We start from the raw sequence: 24,413 nt of genomic DNA on the forward strand, positions 1-24,413 counted from the left end.
CACTTGCCTCGGAATTAGCGTCAATGACAGACAATATTCATAAACATCGCATTCTCATCCTCGATTTCGGATCGCAGTACACGCAACTGGTGGCACGTCGCGTACGTGAGCTGGGCGTCTACTGTGAGCTGTGGGCATGGGATGTTACGGAAGCACAAATTCGCGAATTCAACCCAAGCGGTATTATTCTTTCCGGTGGCCCGGAAAGCACCACCGAAGCGAACAGCCCGCGTGCACCAGAGTACGTCTTCAATGCAGGCGTACCAGTATTCGGCGTCTGCTATGGTATGCAGACCATGGCGATGCAGCTGGGTGGCCATGTTGAAGGGTCTCACGAGCGTGAATTCGGCTACGCACAGGTTGAAGTTCAGACCGACAGCGCACTGATCCGTGGCATCGAAGATTCACTGACCGCAGATGGCAAACCGTTGCTGGATGTGTGGATGAGCCATGGCGACAAAGTTACCGCTATCCCGGAAGGCTTTGTCACCGTTGCCAGCACCGAAAGCTGCCCGTTTGCCATTATGGCGCACGAAGAAAAACGTTTCTACGGCGTGCAGTTCCACCCGGAAGTAACCCACACCCGTCAGGGCCTGCGTATGCTGGAGCGCTTTGTTCGTGACATCTGCCAGTGTGAAGCGCTGTGGACACCGGCAAAAATCATCGATGACGCCGTTGCCCGTATTCGCGAGCAGGTTGGTGACGATAAAGTGATCCTCGGCCTGTCCGGCGGCGTTGACTCTTCCGTAACTGCCATGTTGCTGCACCGTGCTATCGGTAAAAATCTGACCTGCGTCTTTGTTGATAACGGGCTACTGCGCCTGAACGAAGCAGAGCAGGTTATGGATATGTTCGGCGACCACTTCGGTCTGAACATCATTCACGTTAAAGGCGAACAGCGTTTCCTCGACGCGCTGAAAGGCGAGAACGACCCAGAAGCGAAACGTAAAATTATCGGTCGCGTGTTCGTTGAAGTGTTTGACGAAGAAGCGTTGAAACTGCAGGACGTGAAGTGGCTGGCGCAAGGCACCATCTACCCAGACGTGATTGAATCTGCCGCGTCTGCAACCGGTAAAGCACACGTCATCAAATCTCACCACAATGTCGGCGGTCTGCCGAAAGAGATGAAGATGGGTCTCGTTGAGCCGCTGCGTGAGCTGTTCAAAGATGAAGTGCGTAAAATTGGTCTGGAGCTGGGCCTACCGTATGACATGCTGTACCGTCACCCGTTCCCGGGTCCAGGCTTAGGCGTGCGCGTGCTGGGCGAAGTGAAGAAAGAGTACTGCGACCTGCTGCGTCGTGCGGACGCTATCTTCATCGAAGAGCTGCACAAAGCTGACCTGTACAATAAAGTGAGTCAGGCGTTCACCGTGTTCCTGCCGGTCCGTTCCGTTGGTGTGATGGGCGATGGACGTAAGTACGACTGGGTCGTTTCCTTGCGTGCTGTTGAAACTATCGACTTTATGACCGCCCACTGGGCGCACCTGCCATATGACTTCCTGGGCCGCGTGTCCAACCGCATCATCAACGAAGTGAACGGTATTTCCCGCGTGGTGTATGACATCAGCGGTAAACCACCAGCGACGATTGAGTGGGAATGATTTCACGTCTGGCAACAGCCTGCACGTAAAAGCAGTAAAACACCTCTAAGCCCGCGTAACTGCGGGCTTTTTTGTTTTTATGTCTGGCACTTTCTGGCAGTTGTTAGCAACGGGAAGCACGGTTTTTTCAATGGAATTTTTGATGGTACTCTCTGGTTTTGAATTCAGATTTGAAAAAGTACCATGTGATAAATCTCGGTTGAGTTATGGTGTTTATTTTTTATAACTCAATTAAAAACAGATAGTTAAATGACTTTTCTGAGTTTTTTACAACATGGTATTAATTGATATAGGAAAACAATAAACCATGTTGACTGACACCAGGCTGCGCCACCTTAAGCCGAAGGAAAAACTCTATAAAGTTAATGACCGCGATGGTCTGTATGTTGCGGTGACTCCGGCTGGAACGATCTCATTTCGCTACAACTATTCAATAAACGGAAGACAAGAGACCGTTACGTTTGGCCGCTATGGTGTTGGAGGGATTACGCTTGCTGAAGCGCGTGAACGGCTCAACGAAGCTAAAAAGATGGTTGCCGGTGGAAGATCGCCTGCGAGGGAAAAAGCCAGAGATAAAGCGCGTATCAAAGATGCGGAGACTTTTGGCGCATGGGCTGAGAAATGGTTACGTGGCTATCAAATGGCTGAATCGACACGTGATATGCGGCGTTCGGTATATCAAAGGGAGTTGAAGTCAAAATTTGCCCAGCAGAAACTGAGTGAGATTACACATGAAGACTTACGCGCATTAACCGATGACATCGTCGAGAGAGGGGCACCGGCGACAGCTGTACACGCCAGAGAGATTGTATTGCAAGTCTATCGCTGGGCTATTGAGCGCGGTCAGAAGGTAGAGAATCCAGCTGATCTGGTACGGCCTGCAAGCATAGCGAAATTTGAGCCTCGTGACAGGGCCTTGACGCCAATTGAAATCGGTCTGATGTATCGTTATATGGAACGGGTAGGAACGACGCCATCAATCAGAGCAGCGGTTAAACTTTTGCTGTTAACGATGGTACGTAAAAGTGAGCTTACTAACGCGACCTGGAACGAGATCAATTTTAGTGAAGCATTATGGACGATACCAAAGGAGAGGATGAAACGACGTAATCCACATTTGGTTTTTCTTCCCCGACAGGCAATGGATATTTTGATTGCTCTTAAAACCTTTGCCGGTAGCTCTGATTTTATCCTTCCTTCACGCTACGATTCCGATGCGCCAATGAGTAGCGCTACTTTAAACCGGGTTTTAACACTGACGTATCGACTGGCACAAAAAGAAGGGGAGTTGTTGCCTAAGTTTGGTCCCCATGACTTACGGCGTACAGCCAGCACCTTGTTACATGAGGCCGGGTACAATACTGACTGGATAGAGAAGTGCCTTGCGCATGAACAGAAAGGGGTACGGGCTGTTTATAATAAAGCCGAGTACCGTGAGCAGAGATCAGAGATGCTGCAAGATTGGGCGGATATGGTTGATGAGTGGGTTGTTAAATGATTAATAATCAATGAGTTAAATTAATCCCATTACTTTTTGGGTCATTAGAAGAAAATTTTAGCCGCTAAAATTTGCGGTTAAAGCGGCAACAGAGTATCTATGGCTATTATGGACTGATAAATCAGTAGCTTTTATCTAATTAAGGAGTTTACCTTTGGCCTCTCTGCGTCCTTCTGCTTACAATCAACGTGACCGTGAAGACGGTGGCCCTTTTCTAATTATTCAGTCGGCTGAACTGGAAGAGGGTGTTGATGTTTTTTTTACAGATGTTCCTCCTAATCAACTCTCTTCTGATTCTCCGGTTGCTCGTTTAATGAACATCTGTCCTGATGAAATTACTATTTGGCCGATTAATGTTCGCCAAGACACCGACGAGTATCTCTCTCCGAAATATGACGCGCTTGAACGCATTGTAATCACCCGGCCAGTTGTTGAACCTTATTCTTTACCCGAATCAGAAGATGACGTAGTCGGCCTCCTGGAAGAGCTACCAGATGGTTTTGCAAAAGATTATCGATTTGGCTTAGGCCTTCTCTGGGAATATCGGCACATTTGTGATGCTGTAACAAGCAGAGATGATGTAAGTGTTCTGATTATACAGGGGGGTGATAAGTCTATTATAGACCCACCATTTTTCTTGCTTGGCATTAAACGTTTTAATCGTCTTCGAAAGGAACTCAACTCCATTACTTCCCGATACCAGAGAGATGCGAGAAGTGAAAAAAAATTCCAAACTTATCAATCCATTTTACATGCGGCAGATCCAGAACAATATCCCGCTTTAATTAAGAAGTTACGGTCAGGTACTATCGCTGAGAAAACAAATGGTGGACGTGATAATACAGCACTAGGACCTCAAGATAGACGTGCCGTTGTTCAACTGGTGAAAGATAATGTTGAGGCCTTAGCTAAAACTGAATCTCGCTCTTTGCTAGCACTGAGAAGTGATATTGAGCTGGTCACTCTCGACCAGCTGATAGCTCGTTACCGTGAAATGCTTGTTTGTAAGCTTACTGAAAATAAATGGCAAAACTTTTTTATGGACAATCCATTTATTCTGAGCCTTGCCTTTGCTATTCCAGTTTTTTTGGTCCAAGGACAAGCATATGCTGGAGGAAAAAAGTTGAATGGGCGCGAGGGAAAATACACCGATTTTGTTTATGCGTCAGCTGCCTCGGGTAACCTGGCTCTGGTAGAAATTAAAAAACCTGAAACGGAGCTTTTGAGTAAGAAACCCTATAGAGGTGGTGATGTCTATGCTGCTTCCGGAGAGTTGAGTGGAGCACTTACTCAATTACTCGATCAGCGATTTAAACTACAGATGACACTTCCTGTCCTGAAAATGGATGCTAACCTGAATAATATCCATGGTTTTGCTATACGCTGTATAATTATAGCTGGCGTATCACCCACTGAAAATGAGCATAAGAAATCATTTGAATTGGTTCGAAACGCATTTTCTGAAGTCGTGGTCATTACTTTTGATGAGCTTCTTCAACGCTTAATTGAAATAAGAAAGGCGCTTTCTCCAAGTTAAAAAGTGTATCCCATTCGATGATTAATATTCATAGATTATGATTTAATGGTTTCTCGTGCATGGTGTTGCTTTTGGGTTTTTATTAAAATAAATCGAATATAATTCGATGCGATTTTAGTTGTACGGATGTGATAAATTAGTTAGCGGCCGCCTTTGTATTTGTTGTAAGTAAAGCTAAATATCTATTTCTACTTGCGTTTTTTTAGAGTGTAAATTAATCCATTAAGAATTTTAAATATAAAATTCTTCACGAACAGATACTAAAGCCTTGGATACTGCTTGGCGTGTCATAAGTATGCGATGAATCTTTGTGAGAACATCTGCAATTTCAGATTGATTAAGTCCCTGATGTTTTAAAGCGAGGATCTTTTTCTTAATATCAGAGAGCTTAGAATCAGTCATACGTCGTGCAATATTACGGATTTCGAAAATATCTGCTGGGGTAAAAGTTTGATTAAGCATCCAATGAGAAAAGTAGTAATCAATCAACATATCTCCGGAATTGGCGTGAGTCTTGCTTGGTTTAGCGCATTGCCGTCTCAGTCTTATTAGTTCTTTATTAAACTGTTCGTAAGAACGCTTTCCTTGTCTGTACTTGGGATTCCATTGACCGTCGGTCAGTCTGGGCCTGTGATTCGAGCAATATTGATGGCTAAGGACCAATTTTTCATGATCGGGGAACTCAATATCGTTAGCAGCATATTCTGATATTTCACTAATAAATTGAGCATATTCAGTCTGGTTACCGCAGAACTCGCAAAAACCGAGTTTACGCTGTGAATTTATAGTTACCCCTTTTGCAGGTGAGGATTTCTTCGGCCGCTTGGATGCACACTCACTAACTAACTCAATAAGAGATTCAATCGTAGCAATAAGGCATTTATCAAGAGAAGTTTGACGATCTAAAGTCAGGATGAAATTACGCAAAAGAAGTCTTTGTGCCCGTGCTACGACATTAAAACCCATTTTTTTGATTAATTCACTAAATCCTATGTCTGCGCCAGAGATGTAGTCCTTATGGCTTAGTGGCAGGGAATTTATATACGCCGCTACTGCAGGGTCAATCACTTCCTGAACCAGACGCAGTATTGGATACCTCCGCGAAGCTATGGAATACGAAGATCCGCGTTCTACAAACATTTTTATTGCTGCTGCAACTGTAGGGTCACAGCCTTCCCAGGTAGTAATTTTCATGTCAACCATTTTAGCCAATGAATAGGTTTTAGCAAGTGGTAATGCTTGGCATTGTATAGGCCTGATTGGAAACTGGAGGAAGGTAAATGCAAACAAAGGAAAATAGCACGCTTATCAATAGAAAAACACTTCTGAAAATGATCCCATTGTCGGCCAGGACTATTTATAACCTTGAGCAACGAGGAGAGTTTCCGCGCCGCATAGCGCTTACTAGCCGAAATGTTGCATGGCAACTGTCTGAAGTAGAACAGTGGATTGCGGATCGTAAATCAGCAATGTTTAAAGCGGCCAGACCCGGTATTGTTTTAGGTAGGTAACTGTAATGTCATTGAACATAATGGAAGCGTTTGAAGCTAAGCCACAACCAATTGATTATGTTTTGCCTAATCTTGCTGCTGGTACTGTCGGAGCGATTATTTCTCCGGGTGGTGTTGGTAAGTCAATGCTGGCATTACAACTCGCTGTGCAGATTACTTGTAGTGTAGACCTTTTAAACTTTGGTGAATATCCAACCGGGTTAGTGGCCTATCTGCCAGTGGAGGACTCGGCAACTATTATTCACCATCGTTTATATGCTTTGGGAAAATATCTAACAGCACGTCAGCAGAAGCTTGTAGCTGATAAGTTACTAGTAGAACCTTTGGTCGGTAAGTGTCCAAATATTTTCTTGTCAGGTTGGAGCAACTTGATAAATGAAATTTCAAAAGGTAGACGGTTAATAATTCTGGATACTCTTCGCCGTTTCCACCAGGAAGATGAGAATAATAGCGGAGCAATGTCCAAAGTCATTGGAAAGCTAGAAGGCATTGCTGCTGATACTGGGTGTTCGATTATATTTCTACACCATTCAAACAAAGGCGCTGCCACGATGGGAGTTGGTGATATACAACAGGCAAGCAGGGGGAGTAGTGTCCTGGTTGATAATATACGGTGGCAATCTTATCTGGCGGGTATGACCGCCCTAGAAGCGAAGACCTACGGTATTGCTGATGGTATTCGAGGTCAATTTGTTAGATTTGGAATCAATAAAGCAAATTATGGTGAACGTGCCCCTGATCGTTGGTTTCAGAGACACGAGGGGGGAGTATTAAGAATAACAGCGCTCAGCTCGAAGAATAATAAAAAGCTTACTAAAGAAAGAGCATCGGCCCGGAGTGGTGCTGACAATGACAACTGGTAATAAGGTGGTGCCCACAAGTACAGCATGGCAAGCCAGGGTAGTTCTGTATCAGCCAAGTCAGCGTCCTCAAGAGCTAAAGGGAAAGTGGATGGAGACCAGTTTCGGACGTTGTCGTGTTACCGGTCGGCTCGGACAGCGTCATGCCGATATCGTGGAGGCAATACTATATGTTGCCGAGAAACGTCGTGAAATTTCTGATGGTGGAATCGAATTATTAGTAGATCCAGCGAAAGTACGCCGAACGCTATCCGATGCACAATATAGCTATGGTCGCATACAAAAATTGCTTATAGATCTCCGCGTTGCAACAGTTGAAATTATAACTCCAGAGCTGGAAAGAAGCGGCGACTGTATAATAGGAGGGCTAATCGATCATGTAGTGCCATCACCTATGACTCGGCCTGATCCTTTGACCGGGGGAAAACGTCGTTTATGGCGTGTCCGCCTGGGGGTTGCACTCGCAATGTTGTTGAAAAGGGATTTGCATTTTTATTATCCCCCTGGCCCCATTGCTCGATTACAACATGGTATTAGCCAGGCTGTTGCTCGTCACGTCTTAACTCATAAGCATAATCCTTCAGGAGGTTGGTATATGGATAAGTTGATAATGGCAGTTTGTGGTGAAGGGACGAGTAATATGACTTTGCGTAATTATCGTCGACGATTGAAAGAAGATGCCGGGCAATTGCTTGAAATTGGCATTGAGATAAAAAGTTCCAAGATAAAACGTGTCACAACGGCCCGATAATGTGCCACAGCGGCCCGATAGCGTGTTATAGCGGCCCGGTAGCGTGTCACAGCGGCCCGATTTTTCTACTATTCGGCAGTATTTATAGGATCATTCAGTATCGTCAGGCTTTGAAATCACCTGCCTGAGCAGGCGCTTTCAAATCTAGAATCGGCCAAAGGCCGATGGTTGGACGCCAGAAGAGGAGATTACCTACGCACTTGTTATGTAGACACTTGAGGTAGATTTTCATGACATATGAGGTACGCCCCTAGCCTAATGCATAGGGGGTAGATTTTAGCCGCTAAAATCTGCGGAGTACTTGCTGAGAGATGGTAATTAAACTAGTTCATGTAAAATTAAATGACTTCTTACAATATATCGAAACATTAATAAACTTGGCGGACGCCAATATTTAACTATTAAAGTTAATTTTTTAACGAGAGAAATGTAGTTTCCTTGCAAAAAACACATTTACTGCAGATTTTTATTCGAGTAATCCTGCATTAATACTTTAAGAAAACACACCCTGTACACAGGAATACACAATACGTACACAGGTATACAACGGCAACAGGGGGGCAGGACATGTGAAGTAGGCCCACCGCTTACGCGATGTTCCCCTTCACTTCCCTTTATTCGAAGCCGGGGGCTGCTCAAAGGGAATCCTGCTCTGCGAGGGCCGATACGGATAGTCGTATTACTGTTGCTCAGACGCAGCTTTCCATACATCAGTGTCTGTTAACAGTGAAAGTGTCCAATATAAATATCCAGTTAATATTGAGGTGGAATATGAAGCTATTGGTTCAAATGTCTACATTATCGAGAGTGATTTTAGCCGCTAAAAAAATGGTACCCATTTTCTTTTCCATATCGTTGATAGCTCTGGCGGCTAAGGCCGGGATTCCGGTTATTGATGGTACTAACGTGGTTCAAACGACAATCAGCGCAGTCAATAACGTTCAGGCCGTTGCAAAACAAATTCAACAGTATCAGACGCAACTCCAGCAGTATGAAAATATGCTGAAAAATACTGCTGCGCCTGCAGCATATATCTGGGATCAGGCCAATTCTACGATCAACAAATTACTGCAGGTGCAGGATACACTGAACTATTACAAGAACCAGACAGGTAGTCTTGATTCATACCTCAAGCGCTATCAGGATATTAATTACTATCGTTCATCAGCTTGCTTCAACAGCAATATTTCATGTACTGCCGATGAGATAAAAGCGCTGCGCAGTGCTGATAAGGACAGTTCTTGGGCACGTAAAAAGGCTAATGATGCGGTCTTTAAAGCCCTCGACCAGCAGCAGGAATCATTGCAATCTGACGCTGACAACCTTGTGGACCTGCAAAGCCAGGTGAGTGGAGCAACTGGTCAGATGAAGGCAATTCAGGCCGGAAACCAACTTGCCAGCGCTCAGGCCAACCAACTGCTGCAGATACGCTCACTTCTGGTAGCCCAACAGAATGCGGCAATGACACTGGCTCAAGTACAGGCAGATAAAGAAGCTCAACAGACAGTAGCTGATGAGAAAGTATTGGCTGGGGATAATAAACCAAGCCCTAAGCGAGTTTGGTGAGGAGACAGAATGAATAATAAATTATTGATGTCATTTGTTGTAATCAGCTCGTTGATTTTATGTTCTTGTGAAAGAAAAGATAAGGAGTGTTTATTGCCGCCAGGAAATACTACTGATGGAAATAAATACGATAAGTGTGTGCTTCGTAGCAATAATACTCCAAGTCCTAAGAGAGATTGGTAACTATGAAAATTGCAAGCAAGCTTATATCTTTAAGTGTGGTATTTTTCTTTTCTATGAATGCCTACGCAGGCCAACTGGATAGCAGCGGCTTACTTGATACTTTATTAGATAAGTATCAGCAAGTTGCCAGTACATGGACGACAGTAATTGGTAATTATGCAAGTTGGCTATTTTGGGGGCTGGTATTAATAAGTATGGTTTGGACGTTTGGTTTAATCGCGATGAAAGGGGGAGGCTTGCAAGATTTACTTGCGGAAATAATAAGATTTTTCACCGTGAATGGTTTTTTCTATTACCTATTAAATCATGGTCCTGCGATATCTAAGTCTATAATTGATTCTATGAGGGAGCTTGCTGCAAGTGCATTAGGAACAAGCGTAGGTATTTCGCCTTCAAGTATAGTTGATATGGCATTTTTGATATTAACGAAGATAAGTTCTGCAGCATCGATCTGGTCACCAATGATATCCACAATAATGATTTCTGTCGCGATAATCGTTTTGGTTGTAATGTCTCTTATTGCCATAAATATGTTGATAATGTTGGTTTCTGCGTGGATATTATGTTATGCAGGAATCATATTGCTTGGGTTCGGCGGTTCGAAGTGGACTTCTGATATTACAATTAATTATTTGCGTACTGTTTTATCAATCGGTATTCAGCTGTTCACAATGACATTAATTATCGGCATTGGACAGTCATTTATAGATCAATACTTTTCTGTTATTAAAGATGATGTTCCTGATCTTAATAGCCTTATCGTTTTGCTTCTGGCGTCAATCATTCTATTAGTATTGACTAATAAGTTGCCACTTTTGTTATCAGGTGTTGTCGGAGGGGCGTCTTTACATGGGATTGGTGGATTTGGGGCTGGTATGATTACCGGCGCTGCCGCTACTGCCATCAGCGGTGCTGGGGCAATGGCAATGGGGGCATCAGCTCAAGTCAGCGGGGGAGCCTCTGCATTAAAAGCAGCGTTCGAGTCTGCGCAAGCTGCCATGGCCGAAGAGTCGGGTTCCGGTGGCGTAATTGGTGGTGGTGAAGATACCGGTTCTGTAGACATGTCGGAAGAGCAACCATCCGGTAAAGGTAGCTCCAGTGGGGGAAGCGAAGGTTTTGCTGCATCCTTCTCGCGTGCTGGCCGCATGGCAAGCCATATGGGAAGCAGTATGCTGCACGGAGCTGCTGAGTACCAGACAATGAAGCGAAGTGGCAATTCTTCTCGTGTCCAACAGACTATTGGAGGGGAGTTGGCAACTCAGATACGTAAACAAACAGCTACTCGTCGGGATAACCGCGAGCATGATGATTTTGCCGGAGATAGCTTATCCGGTAATAATAAATCTTGATTCACGCGCGTCAATTTAGGTGAGAGCGCGAGCTGACGCTTTCACTAAGTGAACTTTACTTCTGTAACTCAAAGGTAAAACCATGTTTAGGACTCCCGATTCACGGTTACGCATTGAGGGCTTTCGCAAAGCAGAGGCCTCCCTGAGACTGGAAGGAATGGACCCCAGTGGTACTCCATTGTACGAGTCCATTAAGGCACGTATTATTTCAGGTGAGCTGACGTATGAGCAGGGGCGTTCTGAGATTCTTGCATACTACACAAAAGCCGATACTGCCGGGCCTGTGACAGTGGGAGAAATGCTGACAGAGGAATTTTTAAAACCGCTGAACATGTCTCATGATGAACTGGCGGAAGCTATGGGTGTTTCCCTGCAGGATGTTGAAGATATCATCTGCGGCATGCGTCGTCTTAGCGATAATGAAGCCCGCGTTCTTGCTGAGATATTTGGGACAGACGATGACTTCTGGAGCAAACTTGAGACGTTGCAAGACGGTAAGGAACATCGAAGAAAATAATCTGTCTGCTGCCACCTCACTTGCCGTAACACAGCCGCCCCTCAAATGTCATAGAAGTTAGAACAATTATCGGAGTCCTTACTCGAAGCAACAATTCTCACCATAAACAGATAACGGTCCTTTGTGAAACGCTGAGTAGGAGCATGAATTAGCCATAGAGCCGGGTTCCATTCTTTTAAACTCACTACCATGAAGTTGCAACGAAAGTTAGCCATCCTCCCCTATTTCAAGAAAGGTAGCGTCTGTCATAGCACTTGAATCTTCGTTTAGCTTTTTCAGCAAAGCGGGCACTTGTCTTTAATTGACCATATCCTATTTAGGTGATCAATATTTTCTGTAGGTAAAGTGACCGACGCTTTACGCATTGACTTGTCTAAATCATGTATGAGCTTTGTTGGATAGGCAATTGCAAGGTGGTCTGCAAGATATGTATATATAAACTTGTCGTCATCCCGATATGACCTGAAACGCTTTCCGAGATCTGATTCTCCAGATATTAAGCAACGATGGAAATCTGGGTCAGTAAAGCCATGTGTATAATTGACATTTTCCCTGTGTTTTCTGAGGCTTTCATAAGCTTCCTGAGAGTCTGAGGATAAAAACCAGCTTTTATTCATACAAGGTATCTTTCTGAGAGTAACCCAGTTCCAATGGTGGCTTGATTTACCACCCTTTAAAAACTTACTGCTTTGAATATCTAATAGCATTTCTCCGCTGCAGTTGAAGGGGATAACTCGATTTAAGATGAGCATTGCACGCAGGCTGTAGAAGCACGAATAATAAAGTCTCACGATTGACCAAGATATTGAGCCCTTCTGTAGTCCTGAGATGGCTTCGGCATAAGATAAAGCTGCTGCATATGCTGATCCTACTAGAGCATCATCAATAGTTGAACTTATAGCAGAAATATCGGCATTGCTAGGAGTGAAATGGTCGTAGGAAACTCCTGAAGATTTATTTGAGAAGGATTGGCTTGCTAATCTGGCAGCATCTGACATGTTTTTCTGACTAAAGTTTGAAGCCCTGAGAGGAGCTTATTGGCTTAAACGAACTAATGAGTCGATCCCTTACTGCATTTGCTGCTTCGGAACCCCCAAGGCCTTTTACATCTTCCTGCATAATGAGGCTTGTCTCATCCATAGAAAGTGCGTCCACAATTGTTGATGTTTCAAACGATGATTGACTTTTGCAATAGTCAAACATGTGGCTTCTAAAGAAATCAATTGCGCCGATGAAGCCTGATGCATAAATAAAGGCGTTCGCCCTATCGTCCCATTTATGATCATATTTATCCATAATTGCTGAGAAGTAGTTAGAAAATATTATCTTTTGGATTTCCAGTTCTGTGGCACCGATTTGTTCAAGCTGTCCCTTCGAATCGACCAGAGGTTTGATAGCGTTTACAGCGGTAGAAAGTGCGATACCCCCACGTTGTCGTTCTTGGTTTGGCAACTTAATCCATCTGTTATATGGCTGTCCTTCAGCGCAAAGATGAAAGACTATATCGTTAGCTCGGATTGCCGCAGGATCCATCAGATCTGACGCAGTCACACCATAGAGGTCGAATACTAAGCTCTTAGGAGCGGGGCGCTGCTCAGTGTTTATGGAAATGAAAATTCGAGCGCTGTGTGCGGTATCTAGATTTTCGTAAATTGCCACAGGGATTTGGTAGTCTGCTACTGATGGATCATCCTCAATCGCTGCTTTAAGACCAGCAACCCGATGCTGGCCGTCAATGATTTGTGCCAATTTGGGTAGATCTATAATTTCAACCTGCCCGTTATTCACGGCCATGCTTCCTCCAATCCAGTTCAGGACTATGGAGGCAGGAAAATCACCCATTCGCAGCGCAAAATCTTTGATACCTGCTATTCGGGAGTTGTTTAGCACGCGTTGCACAGCTCCTTCTTCTTGGTCTTTTCTCCGCACGGATGCATAGGAGATACGGGTCAATAGGCCCGCTGGTAATGAGACGAGCTTGAAGGAATGTTCTTTCTGCTGAACTTCAATGAATGGATAGGTTTGCATAAGGTTTGACCCAATTCTTTCGCGTAAGTCTATGCGTGCATGGTGTTATACGTCAAGAAATGTTGGTTCCGTTTTTCTGATCTGTTAGGTCCGTAGCGCTGGCTTGGCATCCCGTGGTTTACACGATGGTCTAAGTTTTTAGAGTTCGCTAGTGTGTTACAGGTGGTGTTGCGTCTCGTTGACAGCAAAACACGCGATTTTAGGGCCATGGATCTTCCTATTCCACTCGACATTCCAGTGTCATTATACCCCTTGAGGATTTTGTTTCTGGACTGCTTTTGTAGTGTTTGTTGTGGTATTGAACTATGGTTGATTGCTTAATAAATTGATTTTATTTATTTTTTTTCTTCTATTTGTAATTGAGTGGGAGTGACTCCGCGTCTGGGATAGACCGGTAGCGAGTGGCAAGAAACACCCGGAAGCCAGCGTAATTGCGGGCTTTTTGCGTTTTCGACCTCGCACTATCTGGCAATTTTACGCATCGCCAAGCCCTCCGTTTTTATGGCATGGTAGAAGGTACGATCTGACCCTAATGCCACGTTCGGCACTCGATACCATGTCACTCCTAACCAGATAGACATGATATCTATTTAAATTAATATATTGATTTATAATATTTTTATTGGTTTTTTTACGATAGGGGAGCATGGTGTTTTCTAGAAGAAACCTGACCATGCTGACCGATACCAAGCTGCGTAACATCAAGCCGAAAGACAAGCTCTACAAAGTGAACGACCGTGACGGCCTCTATGTAGCCATCACGCCTGCGGGTCGATTTCATTCCGCTACAACTACTCGATCCACGGCAGGCAGGAGACTATCAAGCGAAGGCCATTGCTTAATCTCAGCATGCTGTCATGAATTAAGGAAATTCGACCATGAGTGAAGAGTGGATTCTCCAGACAAAGGAAACCCGCAGGGTATTTTCTAATGCGGCGTGGGTTCCTTTGAGAGCGTTAGTTGAGAGCAATAAAGGGGATCTAAAAGAAGTTGGCTATGCCAGTGAATATTTCGGCTGTGGCTCTGTTGCATTCCCGTCAGAGCATCGTCAGCTAGTTGAGGAACGTCTTGGATGGAGCGACATAGGCATTGGCCACACAGTCGCGCCTTATGCATACGAAGATGGATATTATGCGTCCATTGACCAATATCAATACAACGATAAAGAGCCAATAGGTGTCAATCTAGTTTATGAACACCCGCAACCTGTTGTTGGTGGTCGAAAATGGATACTGAGTCCTGATTTGGTAGTCGCGCTGCACTTGGTCAAAGAGGGGGACAACTGGGTCAGACCCGAAGAAAATTTCGTTGTGGTAGCTCGCGAGACAGTGAGTGAAGATGGCGAGCATCGTCAGATAGAAATAAAAAGAGAATTTTTACTCGACTATCTAGCGGCCAGAAATCTGTCGCTCCGCCTTTCATACTACCGACAGAGGGTAGAAAACGTCCCCGTATTTGAGGACAGCGTATATTCAAATTTGCAGCCTCATAGTGAGGAAAGAGATAACGGTAAATTCACCCTAATCCTTCGCAAGCTTGATGACGTCTTTGGGGGGAGCTGGGCGATGTTTCGAGCCTGGAGAACAGACGTTGATGAGGGCGAAGACGCCCCTGTAATGGGCCCTGAGAATGACTCGAACACTGACTATGAAAGTTCAAAGGGGCATCGCGGAGGCTATAAAGGTGTACGGGTAGAAGGGGAGTTTTGGCGTGAGGAATGGATAGACCACCAATCAAAAAGCCTACGCGTTCGTGGAGATGCAGATCCGAACCTCCCGCAATTCATCGTGGAAACCGATGGAACGCGAATGAGATCAGCAGAGCTTGATAACGAGGACATAGGCCGCTGGCTATGGTTTCGGGCCAGCGTCGTAAATGAGCTTCTCAATAGTCGAGGATTTAAGTTGGCGTGGTACACGGCTGAAACTGGAGCTATTAATTCCACATCAGGATATAAAACGCATTTCGGGATAAACAGTTCGGATCTTATCACCGTATATGCTTATGACATCGCACGACTCGCCCCATGGGAGCAGCATGTTTGGGCGGGGCATAATGTAGCTCCTGAAGGAAAGGTTTCAAGTGAGCTGCTGGACGCGCAGGTGAGGGCGAAACCGGCATCCACATATGCGGTTGAAGAAATGTTTTTTGGAAGCATGAGGCTTTTGGAAGACGGCTTCAGGCATAAATACGAAATATCGCTGTTCACCCATGATATTGATGACTCCGAAGTAGGGCAGCAAATATCCAGGTTTGCAAGCAAAGACAGAGCGACCCTACTCAGATTAGCTAAGGACATCATTCGCGTATTCTCGGACAGGCTCAACGTAACCGAGCTACGCAAGCTTTCTACACACCAAGATAAAGCCAAGCTCGGCTCAAACAAGTTACTCCAAAGTATTTTGGCTGAGAAAATTGGAGACGACAAAGCCAAGAGAGTATTTGCTGAGATTGCCGGTGTTTATGATATGCGAGTGGGAGATGCACACCCTACAGGTTCAAAGATAACAGACGCGATCAAGCTCGCGGGCGTCGATGAAGAAGACTCGCCATTGCGGCAGGGAGAGCAACTCATTCACAACGTTGGGCGATCGATTTGGCACATAGGGAAATTCTTGTTCGGCGAGACTGATGAGTCGGACGAGTAGCAATGGCTGCTTCTGGCCGTTTTCTGTCAGTCCTGACAAGCGGTACTGCCAGAAACGGAAGGATTTTTAGTGGCCTGAGCAGGCTATTCTCCAGGCTGAGGGCATCCATGAACTATAGGTGATTGATGAAAGACCTTAGTCACGACGAGGCAATGGTCGAGCTTTTCCAAGCCGGTCCATCTTATGTGGCTGAGTGTATTCAGGATGGTAGCACGTATGAGTTGTTCACCTTGGATGGCAACTATCGGTAGCGTTTGCCGCGAGAGAGGATAATTCGACTTCTTGAATTTACTCGGTATGGTATTTCTCATGGTGTTTAGATTTTTTATTTTATTAATTGATTGATTTATAAGTTTTTTAATTTCCAATTGATGATTGAGTGGGAATAATAACCTTCCACTTTGCCTGATTTTACTCTGGCTATTCGCACAAACACCCTCTGTCTTTACAGAGGGTGTTTTATTTTTGCAGTCAATCGACCAGTTGTAGCTGCGGCTGTGATTGTGATGGGACGTTCTGAACACGGATATCCATCTGCGGATAAGGCAAGTCGATATGGTTGGCATCCATCGCTTCTTTGATGTTTTCCAGTAGATCGTAATACGTGTTCCAGTATTCGCCGTTACGCACCCAAACGCGAACGTAGAAGTTAAGCGATGAGGCGGCAAGTTCGCCCAGACGCACGGTTACGCCGCGACTCTGATCAACGCGTTTATCCTGCTCGATGATATGAGTAATGACGCGTTTCACTTCTGCAATCCGACTCTGATAGCCAACGCCAATTACCAGGTCGATACGACGAAACGGGTGGCGAGAGTAGTTAATAATATTGTCAGAGATGATTTTACCGTTAGGGATCACCACCTCTTTGCTATCAGCGGTGAGTAGGGTAGTTGAGAAAAGATGCACTTTTTCGACTGTCCCGGTGACTGCACCAATTTGTACGATCTCGCCGGCGCGAAATGGACGCAGGGAGACCAGCAGCACGCCAGCCGCAAAGTTGGACAGCGATCCCTGTAGCGCCAGACCGACGGCCAGCCCGGCGGCACCAATGATGGCAATAATGGATGACGTTTCAATGCCGATACGGCCCAAAGCCGCAACGACAAAAAATGCGAGGATGATGTAGCGGACTAACGCAGTGAAGAACTGGATAATGGTGATATCAACTTTACGCTTTAACAGCAGTTTCTCCAGTCCGCGAGAAAGCAACCGTGAGACGAACTTACCGATAAACAGTAAAATCACGGCGGCAAGAATGTTCCATCCAAATTGAATTACTGCATCGCTGTGCCCAGTGATCCACTCAAGACCGCTTCGTATTTTCGGAAATAATGTAAAACCCTGCATTGTATTACCCTGTCGAATGTATAAAAATAAAAAGGCTCATATAAATATTCAATTACATTTGATATATAAATGTGCACGCCAGTTATATTAATTAACACTATTGGTTAGTGGCTATTTGAGCTGTATTTGCGTTTATTATGTCCAATAAACAGAAACATAGAAAATCAGCGTGAATAGTGTGGTGATGAGGAGCGAAAAGATAGTGTAATTGTGCGGAAATCAAAATTGATTGGCTGGGGTGACGTGTGGTGTTATAAAAATAGTGACAGGAGGGAACACAAATCCCTTACCGGATGGTTAACTGTCAGACGATTAGCCATCCGGTAAGGAATCTTGAAGCGCAGAGCTTTACAGCGGTCTTTAAGCGATTAATGTTTATCCATTTGAACAGGGGAAGTCTGTTGCGACAGGCTGCTCTGTTGGGATTCTTTCTTGTTCTGATGGTGGTGCCACGCACCGATAGCAGAGTAGACGAAGCGTCCAAAGAAGAAGAGGAAGCTGATAAGCAGTACGATCCGGATCATGCGACTGTTAAATCGGTGTCGTTTTCGTAGGCTGGTAACCTGGCTCACAAAGGGTTCCTTAAAGTGTACCCAACAATGGGCGATGCTTACATTAAGGCACACTGTGAGGGAATGGTCAATTCATCATTATGTAAAAATGCATCAGTTGTTTTATCTTCTTATGTTATGAAAGATAATTTTATTATTTGCATTAATAATGAATTAACGATAACAAAAGAGGAAAAAGGTAATAAATGATTAATGGGTCCTGTTTTCCTTGATATATGTCAAGCGCCCTATTCAGGTGATAACTAAAATTGATGAGTCATTATGATGTGTTGTACATCATTGTTTTAAAGTCAGGTGGGATACCTGTCTGAATACCCCTTCAGGATGTGAGGGACTCTACTGAGCATCTATGAAAATCAATAAAAAGTATATTGTTATTAGAGACCAATGGTGGGCATTACCTCTCATCTTACCCTCCCTGTTGTTGCCTTTACTGAGTTGTGTGAACACCTACGCGCATATTAGTACGGGGAACGTCGTTCTTTTTTATCTACCTTTAGCGCTGATGATTAGCCTGATGCTCTTTTTTGGCTGGGCCGCATTACCGGGCATTATCATTGCGATCAGCTGGTATAAACTCCCACAGGTTGGCGTGTTTGAAACAGTGTCAATCATTGCACACTTTGTCGTAACGATTGTCCTCAGTTGGGGTGGATATCGGGTGTTCGCCCCCCGACGGAACAACGTGGCTCATGGTGACTCGCATCTGATGTTTCAGCGTATATTTTGGCAGGTTTTCTGTCCGGCAACGCTGTTCCTGGTACTCTTTCAGTTTGCCGCGTTTGTTGGCGTGTATGCGAGCAAATCAGGGATGATGGGCGTCATGCCTTTCAATACCGGCACGTTGATCAATTATCAGGCCCTACTGACGGGAAACCTCGTGGGTATTCCGCTATGTTATTTTATCATTCGGGCAATACGAAACCCTTTTCACCTGCGCGGCTATTTTTCTCAGTTAAAACAGCAGTTTGATAGTAAAGTCTCGAAGACGGAGTTTGCAGCGTGGTTGATAGTATTGACGACGTTGATGACGCTGTTGTGTATGCCGTTAAATGAAAATAGCTCGATTTTCAGTACGAATTATACCTTATCCCTGTTATTGCCCGTCATGCTGTGGGGAGCAATGCGTTACGGCTATCGACTTATTTCACTGATGTGGGCGGTTATACTCATTACGGGAATACATCATTATCAGAGCTACATGCCCTGGTACTCAGGTTACGATACGCAGCTGGCGATCACCTCGTCGAGCTATCTTGTTTTCTCCTTTATCGTAAATTACATCGCCGTGCTGGCAACGCGTCAGAGAGCCGTTACCCGACGTACATATCGTCAGGCGTATTTTGATCCTATGGTGCATCTTCCAAATCTGCGCGCGTTGAACCGGGAGCTGAAGAAGTCGCCCTGGTCCGTGCTCTGTTTCTTGCGGATTCCTGGCATGGAACCGCTGGTCAAAAATTATGGGATCATGCTACGTATCCAGTACAAGCAAAGAATCGCTCACTGGATAGCGCCCTTTCTGGAACAGGATGAGTACGTCTTCCAGTTATCGGGTAATGACCTTGTCCTGCGGTTTAACACCGAGTCCCACCAGCAGCGCATTGAGGCATTGGATCAGCACATCAAGCAATTCCGCTTTGTCTGGGATGGTATGCCTTTACAGCCACAGGTGGGGATCAGTTATTGCTATGTTCGCTCTCCGGTTAATCATATCTACCTGTTATTGGGCGAACTTAGCACCATTGCCGAACTCTCCCTTGCCACCAACACGCCTGAAAATTTGCAACGTCGTGGTGCCATGCACCTGCAGCGGGACCTGAAAGATAAAGTGGCGATGATGAATCGGCTACAGCAGGCGCTGGAGCACAACCGCTTTTTCCTGATGGCACAGCCCATTTATGGTGTGCGTGGCGATGTGTACCATGAAATCCTGCTGCGTCTGAAAGGGGATGACGATGAAATCGTTACGCCGGATTGTTTCTTACCCGTCGCGCATGAGTTCGGTTTGTCCTCCAGCATCGATCTGTGGGTGATTGAAAACACGTTGAAATTTATGGCTCAGAATCGGGAGAGAATGCCAGCCCGTCGCTTTGCTATTAATTTATCGCCTACCTCGGTGTGTCGCGCCCGACTTCCGACCGATATCGCGCAATTGCTGGTGAAATATAAGATTGAAGCCTGGCAACTGGTCTTTGAGGTAACGGAAAGCAATGCCTTAACCAATGCCGAGCAAGCGCAGGCAACGCTGCTGCAATTGCAGTTACTTGGCTGTCAGATAGCGATTGATGATTTTGGCACCGGCTATGCCAGCTATGCGCGACTGAAAAATGTGAACGCCGATATCCTGAAAATTGACGGCAGCTTTATTCGCAATATTGTTTCGAATAGCCTCGACTACCAAATTGTGTCATCGATTTGTCACCTGGCGCGAATGAAAAGAATGATGGTGGTGGCGGAGTATGTCGAAAGCGAAGAAATACGCAGCGCGGTGGTTTCTTTAGGAATTGATTATATGCAGGGCTATCTGATCGGTAAACCGCAGCCGCTGCATGAGATTTTGCAAGAACAGGTGCCAGAAACTCTGGCACCTGTTGAAGCGTTATGCGGCGATATCGGGTGAGCGTTCTTCTTCAATTTTAAGCCGCCAGCCCGTTACGGCTTCCCAGTATTGCTGCTCTTTTTCCAGATCGAGCAAAACCAGCGCGTTCTGGCTGAACCAGTCATGCGGGAAGCGCAATGTCCAGTGGTTCTCGTCGGTGATAAGCGTCAGCGTCGGCGGCGTGGTCGTCGCCTGGCGCTGGTTGTTCAGCAAGACACCCAGACGTAGCAGCTGGATAAGCGGCAAGAACTGTTTCTTCTTAAACAACGCAAAGCGTGGCAGATCGTCCAGCTTAACGGCTTTGCGATGGTAGCGAACCAATGTCGCCATCATCAACTGCTGTTCCTGGTTAAAACCCGGTAGGTCACTGTTTTGCAGAATGTAAGCCGAGTGGCGGTGCAAGCCACTGTGGTTGATGTTCAATCCCACCTCATGCAGCATGGCGGCCCATCTGAGTAATGCTTCCAGCTGCGGGTTCGCCAGCTTAGGCTGCTGCGCATGCCACTGCTCATACATTTGCATAGTGGTTTCCAGCACGCGGCGCGCCTGTTCGCTGTCAATGTTGTACTGGTTTGCCAGGCTGCTGGCAGTACGGCTACGTACGTCCTGATGGCGGAAGCGACCTTCCATTTCATACAGTACGCCTTCCCGAAGCGCACCATCAGAAAGGCGCAGCTCACGTATTGCCAGCGCATCAAAAACGCCGCACAGGATAGCCAGTCCGGGGACAAAAACCGCTTTCCGCTCCTCGGACAGCCCTGGCATACTGAGTGCTGAAAAAGAGGTGTGCTTCAGGACTTCACTGGTCAGCATTTCCAGGCGTTCGGGGGTAATAAAGCCATCTTTTTCACCCATCTCCAGCAGCACCTCGTGCGCCGCTTTAATGGTGCCTGAGGCACCCAGCGCCACGTTCCAACCCTGAATTCGAAACTGCCAGGTTAAGGTTTCCAGTTTTTGCGCTGCCGCCATGCGGGCGCGCTGGAAGTTTTCCCGAGTGATAATGCCGCCTGGGAAATACATCTGGGCAAAGCTGACGCAGCCCATCCGACGGCTCTCGACCAGTTTAGGCTCGAAATCTTCACCGATCACCAGTTCGGTAGAACCGCCGCCGATGTCTATCACCAGCTTACGGCCTTTCTCCGGCTGCGTATGTTCCACACCCATAAAAATCAGTCGGGCTTCTTCGTTACCGGAAATAATTTCGATCGGGTAGGGGATGACCTTTTCTGCGCGCTTGAGAAAATCAGGGGCATTTAGTGCCTGACGCAGCGTATGAGTCCCCACAATACAGACGCTTGATGGGGGGAAGCCCTGCAGTCGTTCCGCGAACAATGACAAACAGCTTAATCCACGCTCCATGGCTTCTTCGCTCAGCTTATTGTCTTCGCCGAGTCCATCCGCCAGATGTACGCGTTGTTTTAGTCGCCCTATAATTTGCATCGCTCCGTCAACTACGCGGGCAATAACCATATGGAAACTGTTTGAACCCAGGTCGACCGCAGCAAATTCCTGCGGTCGTGGTGACTTGTCGTGTATTGGCATAGCGTTTATCCGTCATACTTCAAGTTGTGTATGTGTTGGCTGCATTCGTTCACCCCAGTCACTTACTGGCGTAAGTTCCCGGGGATTCTCTCATTTTCCGCCTTCCCACAACTTGAATTATTTAGGCTGGTGTCAGGTTGCTCAAGTGATTTGATGTAGTCATAAATCGCCAACTGCGACTGAACCTTACGGCGATTTCCACGTGGCACGTAGCGATTACTCAGTTCTTTATCAATGTAACGGGCTTTTACCGTATCGCTGAACAGGATCTCGATAATATCCAGCACGCGCTGCTTGAGGTGTGGATCCAGCAGCGGCGTGGCGACTTCGATACGATAATCGATGTTTCTTGTCATCCAGTCCGCCGAGGACAGGTATACCTGTTTATCGCCGCCATTCTCGAAGATATAGACCCGGTCATGTTCAAGATAGCGGTCAACGATGCTAATCACGCGAATATTATCACTGATGCCTTCCAGATTCGGGATCAGGGAGCACATTCCGCGGATCAGCAAATTAACCGGTACGCCCGAACTGGACGCCGCATAGAGTCGATCAACGAGGCCCTTATCGACCAGGTTGTTCAGTTTTAGCGTAATGCCGGAAGAGCGCCCCTGCTGTGCATTGGCAATCTCTTTGTCGATCATCGCGTACAGCAGACGTCGCGAGTTCTGCGGGGAAACCAACAGATAATCAAAGGTCACCGGACGATACGGGTTTTCGATAAAGTTGAACACCCGACGCACTTCGTTGGTAATGCGCGAATCGGCGGTCAGCAAAGAGTAGTCAGTATACAGTCGTGCCGTTTTTTCGTTGAAGTTCCCGGTCCCGATATGGGCGTAGCGCACCACCTCGTCGCCTTCTTTACGTGAGATAAGGAACAGCTTGGCGTGAATTTTCAGTCCCGGTGCGGAGAAGATGACGTGCACGCCGGCTTCGGTCAGACGCTTGGCCCAATGAATGTTGGCTTCTTCATCAAAGCGTGCCTGTAACTCGACGACCACGGTCACTTTTTTACTGTTGTGGGCCGCATGGATCATTGCGTCGATGATGCGGGAGTCTTTTGCCACGCGGTAGATATTGATCTTTATAGCCAGCACGCTCGGGTCAAACGAGGCCTGGCGCAGCAGTTCAAGGACGTGCTCAAAAGTATGATACGGATAATAGAGCAGCACATCGCGTTCGCGGATGGCATCAAATCCGTTGCGGAACTTTTCGTTATCAAACCAGATATGGCGCAGGCGAGGCAGCGGCTTGTTCACCAGATTGGCTTTGCCAACGTTGGGGAAATTAATAAAGTCTTTAAAGTTATGGTAACGCCCGCCGGGGACGATCGAATCGTAGCGAGAGATCGTCAGTTTTTCACGCAGGATTTCGACCAGTGCATTGGGCATATCGCGCTGATAGACAAAGCGCACAGGCTCTGCGGTCAGACGTTGCTTCAGGCTGGACGACATCAGCTCCATCAGGCTGGATTCCATCTCGTGAACCAAATCGTATTCAGCGTCGCGGGTCATTTTCATCGAATAGGCATTCAGCGTATCGTAATCAAAGAACCCTTTGAAAATGTCATCAAGGCAATAACGCAGGATGTTGTCTAGCAGGATCATGGGCTTACGACGACGGGGCGTTTCCGGCGGCAGATTTACAAAGCGGGGAACCTTGTCAGACGGAATTTCCAGTAGCGCATAGCGAATGGTATCACCACGGATGATCTCTACGGCCAGATAGGTATAGTCGTCCTTCAGAAACTGGACTAAATCTGTCTCGCGGTTAATCAGGATCGGTGTAATGTGCTGGCGAAGATATTGCTTGAAGTAATGACGCAACCAGCTCTGCTGATTGGCTGACAGTTGGCGCTCATTGATTAAGAATATCTGATTGCGCGCCATCTCCAGCAGTAATTCATTGTACAGGCCATCGAACTCCTGATCGGCTTTCAGTACGCGGGCCTGGATTTTGCCTAACAGATGGCGGGAGTGAGAGTTAGAACCCTGCTCTTCGCTAATAATGATGCGGCGTTTTAGTTCGGCAAAACGAACTTTATAAAACTCGTCGAGGTTATTGGAATAGATGCCCAGAAAACGCATCCGTTCAATCAACGGGTTTGACTTATCAGCAGCTTCCTGCAGGACGCGTTCGTTGAACGCTAACCAACTAAGCTCTTTCTCGATGTATAGCTTTTCCTGACCCATTAATACTTTTACTCCGTTTCATTCACGGGACACTACGTGATCATTATGGCGAGCACGACTGGCATGTGCCAGAAAAAATGAGGGGAATTGCAGGATGTAGGCCGGA

General features: G+C 46.2%; 18 protein-coding genes and 2 pseudogenes. 13 read left to right on the top strand and 7 right to left on the bottom strand.

The annotated features are described in order from the left end of the window. Positions 1–23 precede the first annotated feature (23 nt). The 3 genes from guaA (at position 24) to IB214_RS06635 (ending at position 4,636) form a co-directional block, all read left to right on the top strand. On the top strand, positions 24–1,601 hold the full coding sequence (guaA, locus tag IB214_RS06625; protein ID WP_096759358.1) for a glutamine-hydrolyzing GMP synthase: 1,578 nt from the start codon (positions 24–26) through the stop codon (positions 1,599–1,601). A 307-nt stretch (positions 1,602–1,908) separates the two neighbouring features. Further along, positions 1,909–3,099, top strand: a complete 1,191-nt coding sequence (locus IB214_RS06630; protein WP_117343515.1) for a site-specific integrase — start codon at positions 1,909–1,911, stop codon at positions 3,097–3,099. 154 nt (positions 3,100–3,253) lie between these two features. Then, the gene (locus IB214_RS06635; RefSeq protein ID WP_117343516.1) at positions 3,254–4,636 is read left to right on the top strand and encodes a Shedu immune nuclease family protein; all 1,383 of its coding nucleotides are present in this window, start codon (positions 3,254–3,256) and stop codon (positions 4,634–4,636) included. A 231-nt stretch (positions 4,637–4,867) separates the two neighbouring features. Here IB214_RS06635 and IB214_RS06640 read toward each other — a convergent pair whose 3' ends face one another. Next, a complete protein-coding gene (locus tag IB214_RS06640; RefSeq protein ID WP_223240259.1) occupies positions 4,868–5,830 on the bottom strand; it encodes a LuxR family transcriptional regulator in 963 nt (320 codons plus the stop codon). A gap of 86 nt (positions 5,831–5,916) precedes the next feature. On the opposite strand from IB214_RS06640, the gene IB214_RS06645 reads away from it, so the two are divergent. From IB214_RS06645 to IB214_RS06675, 7 genes are all read left to right on the top strand, one after another. Continuing rightward, a complete protein-coding gene (locus IB214_RS06645) occupies positions 5,917–6,147 on the top strand; it encodes an AlpA family phage regulatory protein (protein ID WP_117343560.1) in 231 nt (76 codons plus the stop codon). A 5-nt stretch (positions 6,148–6,152) separates the two neighbouring features. Then, a complete protein-coding gene (locus tag IB214_RS06650) occupies positions 6,153–7,010 on the top strand; it encodes a helicase RepA family protein (protein WP_117343518.1) in 858 nt (285 codons plus the stop codon). Then, positions 6,997–7,758 (top strand): ABC transporter ATPase, encoded by a 762-nt coding sequence (locus tag IB214_RS06655; RefSeq protein ID WP_117343519.1) that lies wholly within the window; start codon positions 6,997–6,999, stop codon positions 7,756–7,758. Before IB214_RS06650 ends, IB214_RS06655 begins: the two co-directional genes overlap by 14 nt. A 771-nt stretch (positions 7,759–8,529) precedes the next feature. Further along, positions 8,530–9,324 carry a P-type conjugative transfer protein TrbJ gene (trbJ, locus tag IB214_RS06660; protein WP_117343561.1) on the top strand — a complete coding sequence of 265 codons (795 nt, stop codon included), beginning with the start codon at positions 8,530–8,532 and terminating at the stop codon, positions 9,322–9,324. 9 nt (positions 9,325–9,333) lie between these two features. Further along, complete coding sequence (locus IB214_RS06665; protein WP_164496623.1) at positions 9,334–9,507, top strand: hypothetical protein; 174 nt, start codon at positions 9,334–9,336, stop codon at positions 9,505–9,507. Positions 9,508–9,509: 2 nt separating this feature from the next. Next, positions 9,510–10,856, top strand: a complete 1,347-nt coding sequence (gene trbL, locus IB214_RS06670) for a P-type conjugative transfer protein TrbL (RefSeq protein WP_117343520.1) — start codon at positions 9,510–9,512, stop codon at positions 10,854–10,856. 157 nt (positions 10,857–11,013) lie between these two features. Continuing rightward, complete coding sequence (locus tag IB214_RS06675) at positions 11,014–11,373, top strand: HigA family addiction module antitoxin (protein ID WP_223240258.1); 360 nt, start codon at positions 11,014–11,016, stop codon at positions 11,371–11,373. A gap of 275 nt (positions 11,374–11,648) precedes the next feature. Here the strand turns inward: IB214_RS06675 and IB214_RS06680 are convergent, their stop codons facing one another. Further along, on the bottom strand, positions 11,649–12,371 hold the full coding sequence (locus IB214_RS06680) for a hypothetical protein (RefSeq protein WP_135953077.1): 723 nt from the start codon (positions 12,369–12,371) through the stop codon (positions 11,649–11,651). A 10-nt stretch (positions 12,372–12,381) separates the two neighbouring features. Continuing rightward, on the bottom strand, positions 12,382–13,401 hold the full coding sequence (locus IB214_RS06685) for a DGQHR domain-containing protein (RefSeq protein ID WP_208642066.1): 1,020 nt from the start codon (positions 13,399–13,401) through the stop codon (positions 12,382–12,384). A gap of 673 nt (positions 13,402–14,074) precedes the next feature. Between IB214_RS06685 and IB214_RS06690 the strand changes: the two are divergent. Beyond that, positions 14,075–14,223, top strand: a pseudogene (locus IB214_RS06690) (Arm DNA-binding domain-containing protein); the annotation flags it as partial. Between the two features lie 56 nt (positions 14,224–14,279). Next, positions 14,280–16,049, top strand: a complete 1,770-nt coding sequence (locus IB214_RS06695; RefSeq protein ID WP_117343522.1) for a hypothetical protein — start codon at positions 14,280–14,282, stop codon at positions 16,047–16,049. 471 nt (positions 16,050–16,520) lie between these two features. On the opposite strand, the gene mscS is transcribed toward IB214_RS06695, so the two are convergent. Continuing rightward, positions 16,521–17,399 (bottom strand): small-conductance mechanosensitive channel MscS, encoded by an 879-nt coding sequence (gene mscS / locus IB214_RS06700; RefSeq protein WP_117343523.1) that lies wholly within the window; start codon positions 17,397–17,399, stop codon positions 16,521–16,523. 368 nt (positions 17,400–17,767) lie between these two features. Continuing rightward, positions 17,768–17,971 (bottom strand): YfgG family protein, encoded by a 204-nt coding sequence (locus tag IB214_RS06705; RefSeq protein ID WP_117343524.1) that lies wholly within the window; start codon positions 17,969–17,971, stop codon positions 17,768–17,770. Positions 17,972–18,320: 349 nt separating this feature from the next. On the opposite strand from IB214_RS06705, the gene IB214_RS06710 reads away from it, so the two are divergent. Continuing rightward, positions 18,321–20,591: a sensor domain-containing phosphodiesterase gene (locus tag IB214_RS06710; protein ID WP_117343525.1), complete on the top strand. Its 2,271-nt coding sequence runs from the start codon at positions 18,321–18,323 to the stop codon at positions 20,589–20,591. Here IB214_RS06710 and ppx read toward each other — a convergent pair. Further along, on the bottom strand, positions 20,571–22,112 hold the full coding sequence (gene ppx, locus IB214_RS06715; protein WP_117343526.1) for an exopolyphosphatase: 1,542 nt from the start codon (positions 22,110–22,112) through the stop codon (positions 20,571–20,573). The two genes, IB214_RS06710 and ppx, sit on opposite strands and share 21 nt — an antisense overlap. Positions 22,113–22,243: 131 nt before the next feature. After that, positions 22,244–24,307: pseudogene (gene ppk1 / locus IB214_RS06720) on the bottom strand (polyphosphate kinase 1); the annotation flags it as partial. Positions 24,308–24,413 lie beyond the last annotated feature (106 nt).

This window comes from Citrobacter sp. C1, from assembly GCF_014596895.2.
Lineage (GTDB): Bacteria > Pseudomonadota > Gammaproteobacteria > Enterobacterales > Enterobacteriaceae > Citrobacter > Citrobacter gillenii.

Excerpts from the sequence above, each read along its gene's own strand:
- guaA (WP_096759358.1), top strand. The coding sequence starts at position 24 with ATGACAGACAATATTCATAAACATCGCATTCTCATCCTCGATTTCGGA.
- IB214_RS06630 (WP_117343515.1), top strand. The coding sequence starts at position 1,909 with ATGTTGACTGACACCAGGCTGCGCCACCTTAAGCCGAAGGAAAAACTC.
- IB214_RS06640 (WP_223240259.1), bottom strand. The coding sequence starts at position 5,830 with ATGAAAATTACTACCTGGGAAGGCTGTGACCCTACAGTTGCAGCAGCA.
- IB214_RS06645 (WP_117343560.1), top strand. The coding sequence starts at position 5,917 with ATGCAAACAAAGGAAAATAGCACGCTTATCAATAGAAAAACACTTCTG.
- IB214_RS06650 (WP_117343518.1), top strand. The coding sequence starts at position 6,153 with ATGTCATTGAACATAATGGAAGCGTTTGAAGCTAAGCCACAACCAATT.
- IB214_RS06655 (WP_117343519.1), top strand. The coding sequence starts at position 6,997 with ATGACAACTGGTAATAAGGTGGTGCCCACAAGTACAGCATGGCAAGCC.
- trbJ (WP_117343561.1), top strand. The coding sequence starts at position 8,530 with ATGAAGCTATTGGTTCAAATGTCTACATTATCGAGAGTGATTTTAGCC.
- IB214_RS06665 (WP_164496623.1), top strand. The coding sequence starts at position 9,334 with ATGAATAATAAATTATTGATGTCATTTGTTGTAATCAGCTCGTTGATT.
- trbL (WP_117343520.1), top strand. The coding sequence starts at position 9,510 with ATGAAAATTGCAAGCAAGCTTATATCTTTAAGTGTGGTATTTTTCTTT.
- IB214_RS06675 (WP_223240258.1), top strand. The coding sequence starts at position 11,014 with ATGGACCCCAGTGGTACTCCATTGTACGAGTCCATTAAGGCACGTATT.
- IB214_RS06680 (WP_135953077.1), bottom strand. The coding sequence starts at position 12,371 with ATGTCAGATGCTGCCAGATTAGCAAGCCAATCCTTCTCAAATAAATCT.
- IB214_RS06685 (WP_208642066.1), bottom strand. The coding sequence starts at position 13,401 with ATGCAAACCTATCCATTCATTGAAGTTCAGCAGAAAGAACATTCCTTC.
- IB214_RS06695 (WP_117343522.1), top strand. The coding sequence starts at position 14,280 with ATGAGTGAAGAGTGGATTCTCCAGACAAAGGAAACCCGCAGGGTATTT.
- mscS (WP_117343523.1), bottom strand. The coding sequence starts at position 17,399 with ATGCAGGGTTTTACATTATTTCCGAAAATACGAAGCGGTCTTGAGTGG.
- IB214_RS06710 (WP_117343525.1), top strand. The coding sequence starts at position 18,321 with ATGAAAATCAATAAAAAGTATATTGTTATTAGAGACCAATGGTGGGCA.
- ppx (WP_117343526.1), bottom strand. The coding sequence starts at position 22,112 with ATGCCAATACACGACAAGTCACCACGACCGCAGGAATTTGCTGCGGTC.